12 protein-coding genes and 1 riboswitch are annotated in these 15,163 nt (G+C 66.3%); of the genes, 8 read left to right on the top strand and 4 right to left on the bottom strand.

All coding sequences use genetic code 11. The features are described 5' to 3' along the window. The first annotated feature begins 257 nt into the window (after positions 1–257). The 5 genes from LQF09_RS18050 (at position 258) to LQF09_RS18030 (ending at position 4,955) form a co-directional block, all read left to right on the top strand. Positions 258–1,103 carry an ABC transporter ATP-binding protein gene (locus LQF09_RS18050; protein WP_232431560.1) on the top strand — a complete coding sequence of 282 codons (846 nt, stop codon included), beginning with the start codon at positions 258–260 and terminating at the stop codon, positions 1,101–1,103. Then, positions 1,103–1,807 (top strand): ABC transporter ATP-binding protein, encoded by a 705-nt coding sequence (locus tag LQF09_RS18045; protein ID WP_002928777.1) that lies wholly within the window; start codon positions 1,103–1,105, stop codon positions 1,805–1,807. The genes LQF09_RS18050 and LQF09_RS18045 overlap by 1 nt, the downstream gene beginning before the upstream one ends. An 11-nt stretch (positions 1,808–1,818) precedes the next feature. Then, a complete protein-coding gene (locus LQF09_RS18040) occupies positions 1,819–2,688 on the top strand; it encodes a branched-chain amino acid ABC transporter permease (RefSeq protein WP_002937940.1) in 870 nt (289 codons plus the stop codon). Continuing rightward, complete coding sequence (locus tag LQF09_RS18035) at positions 2,688–3,635, top strand: branched-chain amino acid ABC transporter permease (RefSeq protein ID WP_270068617.1); 948 nt, start codon at positions 2,688–2,690, stop codon at positions 3,633–3,635. Before LQF09_RS18040 ends, LQF09_RS18035 begins: the two co-directional genes overlap by 1 nt. Before the next feature lie 114 nt (positions 3,636–3,749). After that, on the top strand, positions 3,750–4,955 hold the full coding sequence (locus tag LQF09_RS18030; RefSeq protein ID WP_002928780.1) for an ABC transporter substrate-binding protein: 1,206 nt from the start codon (positions 3,750–3,752) through the stop codon (positions 4,953–4,955). Positions 4,956–5,050: 95 nt separating this feature from the next. Here LQF09_RS18030 and LQF09_RS18025 read toward each other — a convergent pair whose 3' ends face one another. The 4 genes from LQF09_RS18025 to LQF09_RS18010 form a co-directional block, all read right to left on the bottom strand. Continuing rightward, a complete protein-coding gene (locus LQF09_RS18025; RefSeq protein ID WP_270069897.1) occupies positions 5,051–5,779 on the bottom strand; it encodes an amino acid ABC transporter ATP-binding protein in 729 nt (242 codons plus the stop codon). Between the two features lie 54 nt (positions 5,780–5,833). Further along, complete coding sequence (locus tag LQF09_RS18020) at positions 5,834–6,931, bottom strand: amino acid ABC transporter permease (protein WP_270068616.1); 1,098 nt, start codon at positions 6,929–6,931, stop codon at positions 5,834–5,836. A 15-nt stretch (positions 6,932–6,946) separates the two neighbouring features. Further along, on the bottom strand, positions 6,947–8,131 hold the full coding sequence (locus LQF09_RS18015; protein ID WP_270068615.1) for an amino acid ABC transporter permease: 1,185 nt from the start codon (positions 8,129–8,131) through the stop codon (positions 6,947–6,949). Between the two features lie 89 nt (positions 8,132–8,220). After that, a complete protein-coding gene (locus LQF09_RS18010) occupies positions 8,221–9,249 on the bottom strand; it encodes an amino acid ABC transporter substrate-binding protein (RefSeq protein ID WP_270068614.1) in 1,029 nt (342 codons plus the stop codon). Positions 9,250–9,758: 509 nt separating this feature from the next. Between LQF09_RS18010 and LQF09_RS18005 the strand changes: the two genes are divergently transcribed. The 3 genes from LQF09_RS18005 to metH all read left to right on the top strand — a co-directional run bounded on the left by LQF09_RS18005 (position 9,759) and on the right by metH (position 15,137). Further along, positions 9,759–10,253, top strand: a complete 495-nt coding sequence (locus tag LQF09_RS18005; protein WP_002928792.1) for a hypothetical protein — start codon at positions 9,759–9,761, stop codon at positions 10,251–10,253. Between the two features lie 18 nt (positions 10,254–10,271). After that, a complete protein-coding gene (locus LQF09_RS18000) occupies positions 10,272–10,928 on the top strand; it encodes a hypothetical protein (protein ID WP_270068613.1) in 657 nt (218 codons plus the stop codon). 296 nt (positions 10,929–11,224) lie between these two features. Continuing rightward, positions 11,225–11,299, top strand: a riboswitch (S-adenosyl-L-homocysteine riboswitch). A 76-nt stretch (positions 11,300–11,375) separates the two neighbouring features. After that, complete coding sequence (metH, locus tag LQF09_RS17995; protein WP_270068612.1) at positions 11,376–15,137, top strand: methionine synthase; 3,762 nt, start codon at positions 11,376–11,378, stop codon at positions 15,135–15,137. Positions 15,138–15,163 lie beyond the last annotated feature (26 nt).

Below are 15,163 nucleotides of genomic sequence, written 5' to 3'. Positions count from 1 at the left end.
GGTGGTGGTGCGCATGGCGGTCGGCAAGAATGGAAGCGGCATCGAGGTGGCCAGCGTTCAGGGGCGTGGGGCGTGCGGATGCACGGGTCTGGCAGCAGCATCCTCTTGCGGTTGGCCCTGACTTCTCGCCCCCTGGGGCTTGTTGTAGAGTCGTGAATCGTAACCGGATGGTAAAAAGACTTTGCCGTCGTGACCAGCGTGAGCAGTCGCAGCGGCCCTTCGCCGCCCCATCGGGGCGAGCTACGCGCAAGCAAGGAATGCTTATGCTTGAAGTGGATGGGTTGGTCAAAGCCTTCGGCGGCTTTCGTGCCGTCGACGGCTGTACGATGAGGGTGAACGAGGGCGAGATCCTTGGTCTCATCGGCCCCAACGGCGCTGGCAAGACGACCCTGTTCAACCTCATCGCCGGCGCCTTGCAGCCCACGGCCGGCACGATCCGCTTCCTGGGCGAGGATGTCACCCCGCTGTCGACCGACGCGCTCTTCCACAAGGGCCTGGTGCGCACCTTCCAGATCCCGCACGAGTTCGGCCGTCTCACTGCGCGCGAGAACCTGATGATGGTGCCGCCCGCGCAACCGGGGGAGGATCTGTTCGCCAACTGGCTGTCCTGGGGCAAGGTGCAGCGCGTCGAGGAGGCCGTGCGCCGCAAGGCAGACGAGACGCTCGCCTTCCTCGAACTCAGCCACGTCGCCGACGAGCGTGCGGGCAACCTGTCCGGCGGCCAGAAGAAGCTGCTCGAGCTGGGGCGCACGATGATGACCGACGCCAAATTGGTGCTGCTCGACGAGCCTGCTGCGGGCGTCAATCGCACCCTGCTGCGCAAGCTCGAGGAGAAGATCCTCATCCTCAACCGCGACTGGGGTTACACCTTCATCCTCATCGAGCACGATATGGAGATGATCGAGAAGCTGTGCCAGCCGGTGGTGTGCATGGCCGAAGGTAAGGTGCTGATCCAGGGCGACTTCCATACCGTGCGCTCGGACGCCCGCGTGCTCGAGGCCTATCTCGGCGAGACGCCCTCGGCCATCGAGCGCAATGAGTTCGAGCACGACCCCAAGGTCGAGCAGCTGCGCGAGCAGGAACTCCACAAGGAGGACCTGTGATGCCCTTGCTCGACATGAAGGACGTGCGTGGCGGCTATGGCGACGCCGACATCCTGCAGGGCGTGTCGATCACGGTGGCCGAGCGCGAGATCGTCGTCATCGTCGGCCCCAACGGGGCCGGTAAATCTACCGCCATGAAGGCCGTCTTCGGGCTGCTCAACGTGCGTGGCGGGGCGATCGTGTTCGACGGCGAGGACATCACCGGCTGGGCGCCCAACCGCATCGTGCAGCGCGGGGTGTGCTACGTGCCGCAGGTGGACAATGTGTTCCGCGAGATGACGGTGCACGAGAACTTCGAAATGGGTGCCTTCCTGCGCGGCGGCGACCTCTCGGCCGCCTACGACCGCGTCTATGGCCTCTTCCCCGACCTCAAGGCCAAACGCAGGAACCTGGCGGGGGATCTCTCCGGCGGCCAGCGCCAGATGGTGGCGATGGGCCGCGCGCTGATGCTCGACCCCAAGCTGCTGCTGCTCGACGAGCCCACTGCCGGCCTCTCGCCCAAATACATGGAGCAGATCTTCCAGATCACCCGCGACGTACGCGACGCCGGCGTGTCCATCCTGCTGGTCGAGCAGCACGCCAAGCAGGCGCTGGCCTTCTGCGACCGCGGCTACGTGCTGGCAACCGGCGCCAACCGCCACGAGGGCACGGGCCAGGCCCTGCTCGCCGATCGTGAAGTGGCCGAGATGTTCCTCGGCGGCTGACAGGACGAATCATGCCCCTGCTCGATTTCCTCAACTTCTACCTGGTGCCGGGCATCGTCCTCGGCTCCATCTACGCGGTCGGCGCCATCGGCATCACGCTGGTGTTCGGCATCCTGCGCTTCGCCCACTTCGCCCATGGCGACATGGCCACGCTGGGCGCCTTCATCGCGCTCGCCCTCGTCGCCGGTGGCATGGACCCATGGACGGCGCTGCCGGTGGCGATGGCGGCGACTGCGGTCGTGGCCATCGGCGTGGACAAGGCCTTCTACGACTACCTCAAGGCGCGGCCCAAGATCGTTACCGTGATGGCCTCGCTGGGCGTGGCGCTGATGCTGCGCTCGGTGGTGCAGGTGGTGTGGGGCGTGGATCCCAAGACCTACGCCACCGGCATCGTACGACCGGATTCCTACTTCGGCATCCTGCTGCGTCCGCGTGAGCTCTACACCCTGGCCTCGGTGGTGCTGATCGTGGTCGGCCTCGCGCTCTTCCTGCGTCACTCCAAGTGGGGCAAGGCGATGCGAGCGATGTCCGACAACCCCGATCTGGCCCGTCTGTCCGGGGTGGACAACCGCAAGGTGACGATGCTGACCTGGGCCATCGTCGGCGCGCTGTGCGCGGCCTCGGGCTTCATGCTCGGCATCAACACCGAACTGCACTCGATGATGGGCTGGCAGCTGCTGCTGCCGATGTTCGCCGCCGCCATCGTCGGCGGGGTGGGGCGGGTCGAGGGCGCGGTGCTCGGAGGCCTGGTGGTGGGCATCGCCGAGGAGCTGTCGATCTTCATCCTGCCGGCGCAGTACAAGGCGGCAACCGCCTTTGCGCTGCTGTTGCTCATCCTGCTCGTCCGCCCGCGCGGCCTGCTCAACGGCAAGGTGCTCTGATGGATCTGCTCGGTCTCGCCAACTACGCGGTCTTCATGGCCATCCTCATCGGCATCTACGCCCTGCTCGCGCTCGGGCTCAACATCCAGTGGGGCTTCACCGGTCTGTTCAATGCCGGCATCGCCGGTTTCTTCGCCATCGGTGCCTACACTTCGGCCATCCTCACCAGCCTGCCGGCAGCGCACCGCCTGGGCGGCTTCGAGCTGCCGATGGTGCTGGGCTGGGTGGCAGCGATGCTTGTCGCCGCCGCCATCGCCTGGCCGATCGGCAAGATCTGCCTGCGCTTCCGCTCCGACTATCTGGCGATTGCCACCATCGGCATCGCCGAGATCATCCGCCTGGTGATCCGTACCGAAGGTTGGCTCACCGGCGGCGTGCGCGGCATCACCGGAATCCCGCGGCCCTTCGGCGAGCTGCCCTACATGCAGTCGCAGCTGGCCTTCCTGGCGATCGTTGTGGTGCTGGTGCTGCTTGCCTACATGCTCGTCGAGCGCCAGGTCAATGCGCCCTGGGGCCGCATGATGCGGGCCATCCGCGACAACGAGAACGCCGCCGCTGCCATGGGCAAGCGGGTGGCGGACCGCCGCCTGCAGGCCTTCGTCTTCGGTTCGGCGCTGATGGGCCTGGCGGGCGCGTTGTTCGTGCATTTCAATCGCTCGATCACGCCCGAGGCGATCGACCCGATGATTGCCACCTTCCTGATCTGGATCATGCTCATCCTCGGCGGCTCCGGGAACAACCGCGGCGCCATCCTTGGCGCGGCGGCGATCTGGATCATCTGGTCGGTGTCCGAACTGCTCACCGACCGTCTGCCCGCCGAGGTAGCGATCCAGGCCAAGTACGCACGCGTGTTCATCATCGGCCTGACGCTGCAGCTGGTGCTGCGTTTCCGGCCGGAGGGCATCCTGCCCGAGCGCCAGGCTGGCGCTGCATCGTCCCGACGATGAAGCCCGCCCGGCCCTGGTGCCTGACCGCTTTGCTGTGACCCCTTCCCTGACCGGGGCCGCGCTGCGCCCCATTCAGACAACCCGTGCCCCCGGCACATTCTGGAGGTGATCCTAGTGAACAAGAAGACGCTCGCAACCCTCGTCGGCTCGCTGCTCGGTGCGGCCGTGCTGGCAAGCCCCGCGCACGCGCAGAACGTCAAGATCGGCCTGCTCGGCGGCATCTCGGGCCCGATCGCGGCAATGGCGCCGTCCATGCTCGACGCCTCCCGCCTGGCCATCGCCCAGGTCAACGAACAGGGCGGCATCCTCAACGGCGGCAAGCTCGATGTCGTGGTCGGCGACAGCGCCTGCAACCCGCAGAACGCCACCGACGCCGCCACCAAGGCGGTCAACATCGACCGCGTCATCGCCACCGTCGGTCCGCACTGCTCGGGCGCGGTGCTGGCCGCGGCCAACTCGGTCACGGTGCCGGCAGGCGTGCTGATGGTGACGCCTTCGGGGACCTCGCCCGAGATCACCAAGATCAACGACAAGGACCTCGTCTATCGCACCGTGCCGTCCGACGACTACCAGGGCCGCGCACTCGCGCGCACCCTCAAGGCGCGCGGCATCGACAAGGTGGCGGTGGCCTACCTCAACAACGACTACGGCAAGGGCCTGGCCGAGTCCTTCAAGGCCGAGTACGAAGCCAATGGCGGCACCATCGCCGGCTACTCCGGGCATGAGGACGGCAAGGCTTCCTACCGCTCCGACCTCGCCCAGCTCGCCCGCGGCGGTGCCGACACCCTGGTCATCTTCGACTACGGCGATGGCACCGGCCTCACCATCCTGCGCCAGGCCCTGGAGAACAACTTCTTCAAGACCTTCATCGGTGCCGACGGCATGAAGTCCGAGGCCGTCATCCGTTCGCTTGGCGAGCAGAACCTGGGCGGCTTCTTCGCCTCGGCGCCGGTGGGCGAGGCCTCGGCCTCGCTCGATGCCTTCCGCGCCGCGTTCTCGGCCGCCGGTGGCAACCCCGACGCGATCTTCACCACCACCTCGTACGACGCCGCCTTCCTGGTTGCGCTCGCGATCGAGAAGGCCGGTGGCGACAAGGCCAAGCTCGCCGAGTCGCTGCGCGCCGTGGCGTCGGCGCCGGGCGAGCCGATCATGGCCGGCGAGTGGGCCAAGGCCAAGCAGCTGATCGCCGAAGGCAAGGACATCGACTACAAGGGCGCCGCCGGCGACCACGAATTCGATGCCGCCGGCGACGTGCCGGGCAACTACGCCTTCTTCAAGGTCAGCGGCAGCACCTACGAGGCGATCGCCGACATGAAGTAAGCCAGCATCCGTCGAAGGATGTGCGAAGGCCGGCCGGGGTAACCCGGGCCGGCCTTCTTGTTGGGCTGTCGGTGTCGATCGATCGCTGGTCCGGCTCAGTGATTGAGGATCTGGCCGAGGAAGGTTTTGGTGCGCTCGTTCTGCGGGTTGGAGAAGAAAGTCTCGGGCGGCGCCTGTTCGATGATCTCGCCGCGGTCCATGAAGATGACGCGGTCGGCCACGGTGCGCGCGAAGCCCATCTCATGCGTCACGCACAGCATGGTCATGCCGCTGTCGGCGAGCTGGATCATGGTGTCGAGCACCTCCTTCACCATCTCCGGGTCGAGCGCGGAGGTGGGTTCGTCGAACAGCATGATCTTGGGCTTCATGCACAGCGCGCGCGCGATCGCGACCCGCTGCTGCTGGCCGCCGGAGAGCTGGCCGGGGTACTTGCCGGCCTGCTCGGGGATGCGAACGCGCTCGAGGTAGTGCATCGCCACCTCTTCGGCTTCGCGCCTGGGCATGTTGCGCACCCACATCGGCGCCAGCGTGCAGTTCTGCAGCACGGTGAGGTGCGGGAACAGGTTGAAGTGCTGGAACACCATGCCCACCTCACGGCGGATGGCCTCGATGTGCTTGAGGTCCGAGGTCAGCTCGACGCCGTCGACGACGATGCGGCCCTTCTGATGTTCCTCCAGGCGGTTGATGCAGCGGATGGTGGTCGACTTGCCCGAGCCGGACGGCCCGCACAGCACGATGCGCTCGCCCTGCCTGACGGCGAGGTCGATGTCCTTGAGGACGTGGAATTCGCCGTACCACTTGTTCACGCCCTCCATGCGGATCATGATGTCCTCGCCGGGGGTGCGCGTGTTCGTCTTTTCGGTCATGACGGGGCGGTCCTATCGTTTGTGTCCGGTATGCAGGCGTCGTTCAAGATGCATCGAATAGCGCGACATGCCGAAGCAGAAGATCCAGTACACCGCAGCGGCGAAGACGTAGCCCTCGGTGGAGAAGCCCAGCCAGGCGGGGTCGACCGTGGCCTGATGGATGCTGTTGAAGAGGTCGAACAGGCCGATGATGATGACCAGGCTGGTGTCCTTGAAGAGCGCGATGAAGGTGTTGACGATGCCCGGAATCACCAGCTTCAGCGCCTGCGGCAGGATCACCAGCCCCATCAGCCGCCAGTAGCCGAGGCCGAGCGCCCGGCCGGCCTCGTACTGGCCCTTCGGGATGGCCTGCAGGCCGCCGCGCACCACTTCGGCGATGTAGGCGGCCTCGAACAGCGTCACCGCGATGAGTGCGCGCAGCAGCTTGTCGATGCTGACCTGCTCGGGCAGGAACAAGGGCAGCATCACCGAGGACATGAACAGCACGGTGATGAGCGGCACGCCGCGCCAGAACTCGATGAAGGTGACACAGATCACCCGGATTGCCGGCATCTCCGAGCGCCGGCCGAGCGCGAGCAGGATTCCGATCGGCATTGCCCCGGCGATGCCGACCACCGCGATCACCAGGGTCAGCATCAGCCCGCCCCACTGGCTGGTCTCGACGACGTCGAGCCCGGGCCCGCCGTAGAGCAGCCAGAACGCCAGCCAGGGGTAGACGAGCAGGTAGCCCACTCCGTACACCCACTTCTTCGGCATCGCGCGGAAGAACAGTGGGGCGGCACCGACGATGGCGAGGATCACCGTGAGGTCGACCCGCCAGCGCAGCTCCGCCGGGTAGAAGCCATACATGAACTGGCTGAAGCGACTCTGGATGAACACCCAGCACGCGCCGCCGGCGCTGCAGTCGCTGCGGCTGGAACCGCTCCAGGTCGCGTCGAACAAGGCCCAGTTCAGCACTGGCGGCACCATCAGCCACAGCAGCCAGGCCGACACGAGCGTGAGCAGGGTGTTGAAGGGGCTGGAGAACAGGTTGGCACGCAACCAGCCGATGGCGCCGACCGACATCGCTGGCGGTGGCAGGCTGGGCTTGAAGTGGTGTGTGGTGCTCATCGGCGTGTCGCTCCCTCAGCGTTCGACCAGCGCGATGCGCTTGTTGTAGATGTTCATCAGGATCGAGATCGCAAGGCTGATTGCGAGATAGACGGACATCGTGATGGCGATGGTCTCGATTGCCTGTCCGGTCTGGTTGAGCGCGGTGCCGGCGAACACCGAGACGAGGTCGGGGTAGCCGATCGCAGCGGCCAGAGACGAGTTCTTGACCAGGTTGAGGTACTGGCTGGTGAGCGGCGGGATGATCACCCGCATCGCCTGCGGCAGGATGACGAGGCGCAGCGTCGGCCCCGGACGCAGTCCCAGCGAGCGCGCGGCCTCGGTCTGGCCGTGACTGACGGCCTGGATGCCGGAGCGCACGATTTCGGCGATGAAGGCGGCGGTGTAGATCGAAAGTGCCACACTGAGCGCCACGAGCTCGGGGATCACCACCCAGCCGCCACGGAAGTTGAAGCCGGTCAGCGCTGGCACGCTCCAATGCAGCGGTGTTCCGGCAAGGCCGATGGCGGCCGCGGGCACGACGACCAGCAGCGCGATGCAGGCCGCGGGCAGCGGGAAGGCCTGGCCCGTTGCTTCCCGCCTGGCCTTGGCCCAGCGTGCCAGCACGACGCAGGCGAGGATGGCAAGCGCCAGCGCGGTGACGAAGGCCCAGAACCCATCGGCTGCGCTCGGCGAAGGCAGATAGAGCCCACGGATGTTGAGGAAGATCGCGTCGCCGACCGCATGGCTGTCGCGTGGCGGTGGCATGGCTCGCAACACCGCGAAATACCAGAAGAAGATCTGCAGCAATGGCGGGATGTTGCGGAAGATCTCGATGTAGATGGCAGCCAGCCGGCTGATCAGCCAGTTGGGTGACAGACGCGCGATGCCGACGATGAAACCGATCATCGTGGCCAGTACGATGCCGAGCACGGCGACGAGCAGGGTGTTGAGCAGGCCGACGAGGAAGACGCGGCCGTATGTGTCGCTCTCGGTGTAGGGGATGAGGGCCTGCAGGATGCCGAAGCCGGCCGAGCGATCGAGGAAGTCGAAGCCCGAGGTGATGCCGCGCTGGGCCAGGTTGGTCTGGGTATTGTCGAACAGGTACCAGCCGATCGCGATCACCGTTGCAATCGCGAGGACCTGGAACACCAGGCCCCGGACCTTGGGGTCGTTGAGCATGGAGGCCCGCGGCGGCGGGCTGCTTGCCGGAGTATGCATGCGACGCTCGGTTGGTGAAGGTTGGGCTGCAGTCGAGGCCCGGGCGCCGCTGCCGCGGCGTCCGGGTCATGAGGCATCAGCTGAGGCGTTCAGCGTACCGGCGGTGCGTACTGGAGGCCGCCGGCGTTCCACAGCGCGTTCTGGCCGCGTGCGATCTTGAGCTCGCTGCCCATGCCGACGTTGCGCTCGAACATCTCGCCGTAGTTGCCGACCTGCTTGACCATGTTGACCACCCAGTCCTTCGAGACCTTCAGGTCCTTGCCGTAGTCACCGTCGGCGCCGAGCAGGCGACGGACGTCGGGGTTGGTCGAGCTGGCGGCTTCCTTTTCGACGTTGGCCGAGGAGATGCCTGCCTCTTCGGCGTTGAGCAGGGCGAACAGCGTCCAGCGCACGATGTTGAACCACTCGTCGTCACCCTGGCGGACCAGCGGCCCGAGCGGCTCCTTGGAGATCACCTCGGGCAGCACCACGTAGTCTTCCGGGTTGGCGAGCTTGATGCGCTGGGCGTAGAGCTGGGACTGGTCGGAGGTCAGCACGTCGCAGCGGCCGGCCTCGAGCGCGACGATGGTCTCGTCGGACTTGTCGTAGGTGATCGGGGTGTATTTCATGCCGCTGCTGCGGAAGTAGTCGGCGAGGTTGAGCTCGGTAGTGGTGCCGGCCTGGATGCACACCGCAGCGCCGTCGAGTTCCTTGGCACTCTTGACGCCGAGTTTCTTGTTCACCAGAAAACCCTGGCCGTCGTAGTAGGTGACACCGGCGAAATGCAGGCCCATCCCGGAATCGCGCGAGCTGGTCCAGGTGGTGTTGCGCGACAGTACGTCGACCTCGCCGGACTGCAGGGCCGTGAAGCGTTCCTTGGCAGTCAGCGGGGTGAAGCGCACCTTGCTGGCATCGCCGAACACGGCTGCGGCGACGGCACGGCAGACGTCCACGTCGAGGCCCTTGTAGTTGCCCTGCGCGTCGGTGAAGGAAAAACCGGGAAGACCGTCGCTGACACCGCACTGGACGTAGCCTTTCTTCATGACTGCGTCGAGCGTGGTGCCGGCGCTGGCATGAGAGGACAGGCCGAGCGTCGTTGCGGCGAGGATGGAAAGAGCTGCAGTTCTTACAGGCTTCATCAAACACCTCCTGAAGGGATGGGGTACCGACTGAGCAGGGACACTCCCGGCCGCCTTGGGCGTGTTGATTCCGGGGGGTGTTTCAAAGTATTTCGCGTGCAGTCGGGCTTCCGCAAGATGGCTAGGGAAACTACGGATACAGGCCAGGACTGGGCCGCGTGACGTCCTTTGCAGGAATTGTGCCGAATCTTGTGCAATGCAATAAGTCTTTGATATGGCGTTGATATTACGATTGGGAATGTCGTGCCTGGAGCTCTTGAGCCCCTTCGTGGCGCATGGACAGGGTTCGCCGCACCATTGCTGGGCACGTCTCACGGCGGCCTGCAGGTCAGCGCTACGCTTCGGATCGCACGTGCACGCAGTGCGGTGCAAAATGCCGATCGAGAGTGCGTTGCGAAGATCCGCAGGCAAGTGTGCTTCCCGCCTGCATGCATCGTCCGAGGGGGCGGATCTGGGTGGCGAGTGCGCGGTAACATGGCGGTTCCGCTGCCTTGCCAACCGGAGCCACCATGAAACGCCTGCTCGCCTGGATCTGCGGCCTGTTGTCCGCCATCGGCATCACCGCCTGCGACTACATCAACGTCAAGGAGCTCAAGCCCGGCGTGTCGACCGCGGTGGAGGTGCGCGAGCGCTTCGGTCCACCGCACATGGAGTGGCGCAACGAGGACGGCTCGCTGACCTGGGAATACAGCCGTCAGCCCGAGGGAATCGAGTGTTTCATGATCACCATCGGCCCGGACCAGATCCTGCGCAGCATCGATCAGGTGCTGAACGAAGGCACCTTTGCCAGGGTCGAACGCGGCATGAACGCGGATCAGGTTCGCCGCCTGCTCGGCAAGGCGGCCTCCAGTCAGTTCTTCGCGCTCAAGCAGGAGACGGTGTGGGAATGGAAGATTGACCATGGCGAGGCCAGCGGCGGCGATGCGGTCTTCTTCACCGTCTCCTTCAACACCGACGGACGGGTGACGGGAACGGGGCGATACACGCGCTACCGCGGCCGCTGACGAAGCAGGGAGGCAAAGATGGCAAACAGCAATGGCGGGGCAACCGGCATCGGTGGTAGTCCCATCTCGGCGTCGCCCTGGCCGGTGGCGCGCGCCCTGGCCTGGGCGATACTGGCCGTGCTTGTGATGCAGCTGGCCGGTTGCGCCGCATTCGCACCACCGCGCCCATACACGACCGAGACCGAAGCACTGGCCGAGCGTGGGGAGCCGACGCGGCGCTGGTCCAACGAGGACGGCACAACCACACTGGAGTATGCGACTCAGCCCAATGGCTGGTCCTGCCTGATGGTCGAGGTGGACGCGGGCGGTGTCGTGCTGCGCCAGTGGGATGCGCTCGCGCCCGAGAACCTGGCACGCGTCGAGCGCGGCATGGACAAGGAGCAGGTCTCGCGCCTGCTCGGCACGCATCGCTCCGAGCAGCGTTTCCGCAACTCCGGCGAAGAGGTGTGGGACTGGAACGTCCGCAATGACGGTCCGGGCATCGCGACCCTGTTCAACGTGCACTTCATCGACGACAAGGTCGTGCGCACCAGCCAGACCCATGTGTACCCGCGCGACGGTGTGCTCTTCGGCGGCTGGGCAGGCTATTACGGCTACCCCTGGGGGTGGGGCATGGGCTGGGGGTATCCGCGCCCGTTCTACCGCCATCCATTTGCGCATCCCTGGTACTGGTAGGGGCGGCGGCGTGTGAGCGTGCTGGTTCCTGCCGACTCCCGCGCGAGATCTCCTTCAACAACTCGCGGCTGGCGCCGCTCCTGCGGCAGAAACCGACGCGCGGGTGCCGTAGGAGCGGCGCCAGCCGCGAGGGTGTGAAGGCGACAGGGTCCCGGGGATTCTCCGAAGAGCTCGCGGCGGGTGCCGCTCCCACGGTGAGCACCCCACCGCTTTCGCGCCAGCATGTCGGCAGCGGCGACCACCCGGTCGCGCTTGCCTCCTTGGCAGTGCCGCGGCACTGCGGCTAGAATCGCAGCCTTGCCGAGGAGCGCTGCGACCCACCGAACCTGTGCGGGCCAGGCTCGGCAACCGATCAACGGCGCTCACAAACCTTCAGCCGGTTTGTGGCGCCGTTCGCTTTTGTGCGTGGCGTTGCCCGGCGACCGTCGAACGACCGAGGACCGACCCATGCAAGCCGATCGCAGTACCGAACTCCGCCAGCTTCTCGCCGACCGCATCCTGATCCTGGATGGCGCGATGGGCACCATGATCCAGCAGGAAAAGCTGGGTGAGGCGGACTACCGCGGCGATCGCTTCCTCGACCACCCGAAGGACCTCAAGGGCAACAACGACCTGCTGGTGCTTACGCGCCCGGACGTGATCGCAGGCATCCACCGCGCCTATCTCGAGGCCGGCGCGGACATCATCGAGACCAACACCTTCAACGCCACCCGCGTGTCGCAGGCGGAGTACGGGCTTGAGGCGCTGGCCTACGAACTCAACGTCGAGGGTGCGCGCCTGGTGCGCGAGCTGTGCGACGAATACACCGCGAACAACCCCGCCAAGCCGCGCTACTGTGCCGGCGTGCTCGGGCCGACCTCGCGCACGCTGTCGATCTCGCCGGACGTGAACGACCCCGGCTTCCGCAACATCAGCTTCGATGCGCTTGCCGACGACTACTATGACTCGGCCAAGGCCCTGCTCGAAGGCGGCGCCGACATCCTGCTGATCGAGACGGTGTTCGACACGCTCAACGCCAAGGCCGCGGTGTTCGCGATCGAAAAGCTGTTCGACGAGATTGAGAAAAGCGGCGGCCAGCGCGTGCCGGTGATGATCTCCGGGACCATCACCGATGCCTCAGGCCGCACGCTGTCGGGCCAGACCGCGGAGGCGTTCTGGAATTCGCTCAGCCACGCGCAGCCGATCAGCTTCGGCCTCAACTGCGCGCTCGGCGCCGACCAGCTGCGCCAGTACGTCGAGGAACTGTCCAACGCCTGCGACACCCACGTGTCCGCCCACCCCAACGCCGGCCTGCCCAACCCGCTGTCGCCCACCGGCTACGACGAGACGCCCGAGCACCTCGCCAGCCAGATTTGCGAGTGGGCGCAGAGTGGCCTGGTGAACATCGTCGGCGGCTGCTGCGGCACCACGCCGGCGCACATCGCGGCGATTGCCGAAGCCGTTGCGGGCCTCGCGCCGCGTGTCGTGCCCACCATCGAGAAGAAGCTGCGCCTGTCGGGCCTCGAGCCCTTCAACGTCGGCGGCGACGCCCTGTTCGTCAATGTCGGCGAGCGCACCAACGTTACCGGCTCCAAGGCCTTCGCGCGCATGATCCTCGAAGGCCGCTTCGACGACGCGCTCGCGGTGGCGCGCCAGCAGGTCGAGAACGGCGCCCAGGTCATCGACATCAACATGGACGAGGCGATGCTCGATTCGGTCGCCGCCATGGAGCGCTTTTGCAAGCTCATCGCTACCGAGCCCGACATCTCGCGCGTGCCGATCATGCTCGACTCGTCGAAGTGGTCGGTCATCGAGACCGGCCTCAAGTGCATTCAGGGCAAGGGCGTGGTCAACTCGATCTCGATGAAGGAGGGCGAGGCCGAGTTCCTGCGTCAGGCCCGGCTCGCGCGCCGCTATGGTGCCGCGGTGATCGTGATGGCCTTCGATGAGCAGGGCCAGGCCGACACCTTCCGCCGCAAGACGGAGATCTGCGAGCGTGCCTACACGCTGCTGGTCAAGCCCGTTGCCGAAGGCGGCGCCGGCTTCCCGGCCGAAGACATCATCTTCGACCCCAACATCTTCGCCATCGCCACCGGCATCGAGGAGCACGACAACTACGCGGTCGACTTCATCAACGCCGTGGCCTGGATCAAGGACAACCTGCCTTACGCCAAGACCTCTGGCGGGGTGTCGAACGTGTCCTTCAGCTTCCGCGGCAACGACCCGGTGCGCGAGGCGATCCACACCGTGTTCCTCTACCACGCGATCAAGGCCGGGCTGTCGATGGGTATCGTCAACGCCGGCCAGCTCGGCGTGTATGACGAGCTCGACCCGGTGCTGCGCGACAAGGTCGAGGACGTGGTGATGAACCGCCGTGCAGGGGCGGGCGAGGCGCTGGTCGAGCTGGCGCAGACGGTGAAGGGCCAGGCCAAGGAGTCCACCCAGGACCTCGCCTGGCGCGCGTGGTCGGTGGAAGAGCGCTTGAGCCACGCGCTGGTCAAGGGCATCACCGAGTTCGTCGTCGCCGACACCGAGGAGGTGCGCGCCAAGCTCGAGGCCGAAGGCAAGCCCCCGCTGGCGGTCATCGAAGGCCCGCTGATGGCGGGCATGAGCGTCGTCGGCGACCTCTTCGGCGCGGGCAAGATGTTCCTGCCCCAGGTGGTGAAGTCGGCGCGGGTGATGAAGCAGGCCGTCGCCCACCTCATTCCCTACATCGAGGCCGAGAAGCTGCGCACCGGCGCCAGCAGCAAGGGCCGCATCATCATGGCCACGGTGAAGGGCGACGTGCACGACATCGGCAAGAACATCGTCGGCGTGGTGCTCGGCTGCAACGGCTACGAGGTGATCGACCTCGGCGTGATGGTGCCGGCAGCCAAGATCCTGGAAGCGGCCAAGGAACATGGCGCGCAGGCCATCGGCCTATCAGGCCTCATCACGCCCTCGCTGGAGGAGATGGCCCACGTTGCCGCCGAGATGAAGCGCCAGGGTTTCGAGGTGCCGCTGCTGATCGGGGGTGCCACCACCAGCCGCAACCACACCGCGATCAAGATCGCGCCGCACTACGACCAGCCTGTCGTGTACGTGCCCGACGCCTCGCGCGCGGTCGGCGTGGTCACCGCACTGCTGTCCGAGGGCCAGAGCGAGGCCTTCAAGGCCGAGGTCGCTGCCGACTACGAGAAGATCCGCGTCCTGCACGCCGGCAAGAAGGGCATGCAGCTGGTCGGCCTTGAGGCAGCGCGTGCCAACGCTTTCCGTACCGATTGGACGGCCGAGCGCGTGGCCGCGTGCAGCACTGCCCACCAGGCCGGATTCACGCCCTACCAGCCCCCGCGACCCAACATGCTCGGCGAGCAAGCGATCGACGTCGAGCTCGGCGAGCTGGCGAGCTATATCGACTGGGGCCCTTTCTTCCAGACCTGGGACCTCGCCGGCCGCTTCCCCGCCATTCTCGATGACGCGGTGGTGGGCGAGACCGCGCGCAACGTGTTCGCGGATGGCAAGGCCATGCTGGACAAGATCGTCGCCGAGAACTGGCTGCAGGCCAAGGCGGTGTTCGGTCTGTTCCCGGCCAACGCGGTCGGTGACGACATCGAGATCTACACCGGCGAGGACCGCAAGCACCTTGCCATGGTGTGGCACGGCCTGCGTCAGCAGCACGAACGCCCGGCGGGCAAACCGCACTGGTGCCTGACGGACTTCGTCGCACCCAAGGAGTCGGGCGTGCCGGACTGGATCGGCGCCTTCGCGGTGACTGCTGGCCTGGGCATCGAGGCCAAGCTCGCCGAGTTCGAGGCGGCGCACGACGACTACCACGCCATCATGCTCAAGAGCCTGGCCGACCGCCTGGCCGAGGCCTGCGCCGAATGGCTGCATGAGCGCGTGCGCCGGGAATGCTGGGGCTACGCGGCCGACGAGGCGCTCGACAACGAGGCGCTGATCGCCGAACAGTACCGCGGCATCCGCCCGGCGCCGGGCTATCCGGCCTGCCCCGACCATACTGTGAAGGGCCCGCTGTTCGAACTGCTCGGCGCGCGCGCGCGCATCGGCATGGATCTCACCGAAAGCTACGCGATGACGCCGGCAGCGGCGGTGAGCGGCTTCTACTTCGCCCACCCCGAGAGCCACTACTTCGCCATCCCGAAGATCGGCCGCGACCAGCTCGAGGACTGGGCGCGCCGCACCGGCATGGATGTGGAGGAGGCGGCGCGCTGGCTGGCGCCCTTGCTTTGATGCGCTGATGGAGAGGCCCGACGCCG

The organism is Thauera sp. WB-2, assembly GCF_027594845.1.
GTDB lineage: Bacteria > Pseudomonadota > Gammaproteobacteria > Burkholderiales > Rhodocyclaceae > Thauera > Thauera mechernichensis.
Note: the sequence above shows the minus strand (reverse complement) of the source record. Positions and strands in the feature narration are given on the sequence as shown.

Excerpts from the sequence above, each read along its gene's own strand:
- LQF09_RS18020 (WP_270068616.1), bottom strand. The coding sequence starts at position 6,931 with ATGAGCACCACACACCACTTCAAGCCCAGCCTGCCACCGCCAGCGATG.
- LQF09_RS18015 (WP_270068615.1), bottom strand. The coding sequence starts at position 8,131 with ATGCATACTCCGGCAAGCAGCCCGCCGCCGCGGGCCTCCATGCTCAAC.
- metH (WP_270068612.1), top strand. The coding sequence starts at position 11,376 with ATGCAAGCCGATCGCAGTACCGAACTCCGCCAGCTTCTCGCCGACCGC.
- LQF09_RS18000 (WP_270068613.1), top strand. The coding sequence starts at position 10,272 with ATGGCAAACAGCAATGGCGGGGCAACCGGCATCGGTGGTAGTCCCATC.
- LQF09_RS18040 (WP_002937940.1), top strand. The coding sequence starts at position 1,819 with ATGCCCCTGCTCGATTTCCTCAACTTCTACCTGGTGCCGGGCATCGTC.
- LQF09_RS18025 (WP_270069897.1), bottom strand. The coding sequence starts at position 5,779 with ATGATCCGCATGGAGGGCGTGAACAAGTGGTACGGCGAATTCCACGTC.
- LQF09_RS18050 (WP_232431560.1), top strand. The coding sequence starts at position 258 with ATGCTTATGCTTGAAGTGGATGGGTTGGTCAAAGCCTTCGGCGGCTTT.
- LQF09_RS18010 (WP_270068614.1), bottom strand. The coding sequence starts at position 9,249 with ATGAAGCCTGTAAGAACTGCAGCTCTTTCCATCCTCGCCGCAACGACG.
- LQF09_RS18005 (WP_002928792.1), top strand. The coding sequence starts at position 9,759 with ATGAAACGCCTGCTCGCCTGGATCTGCGGCCTGTTGTCCGCCATCGGC.
- LQF09_RS18035 (WP_270068617.1), top strand. The coding sequence starts at position 2,688 with ATGGATCTGCTCGGTCTCGCCAACTACGCGGTCTTCATGGCCATCCTC.
- LQF09_RS18045 (WP_002928777.1), top strand. The coding sequence starts at position 1,103 with ATGCCCTTGCTCGACATGAAGGACGTGCGTGGCGGCTATGGCGACGCC.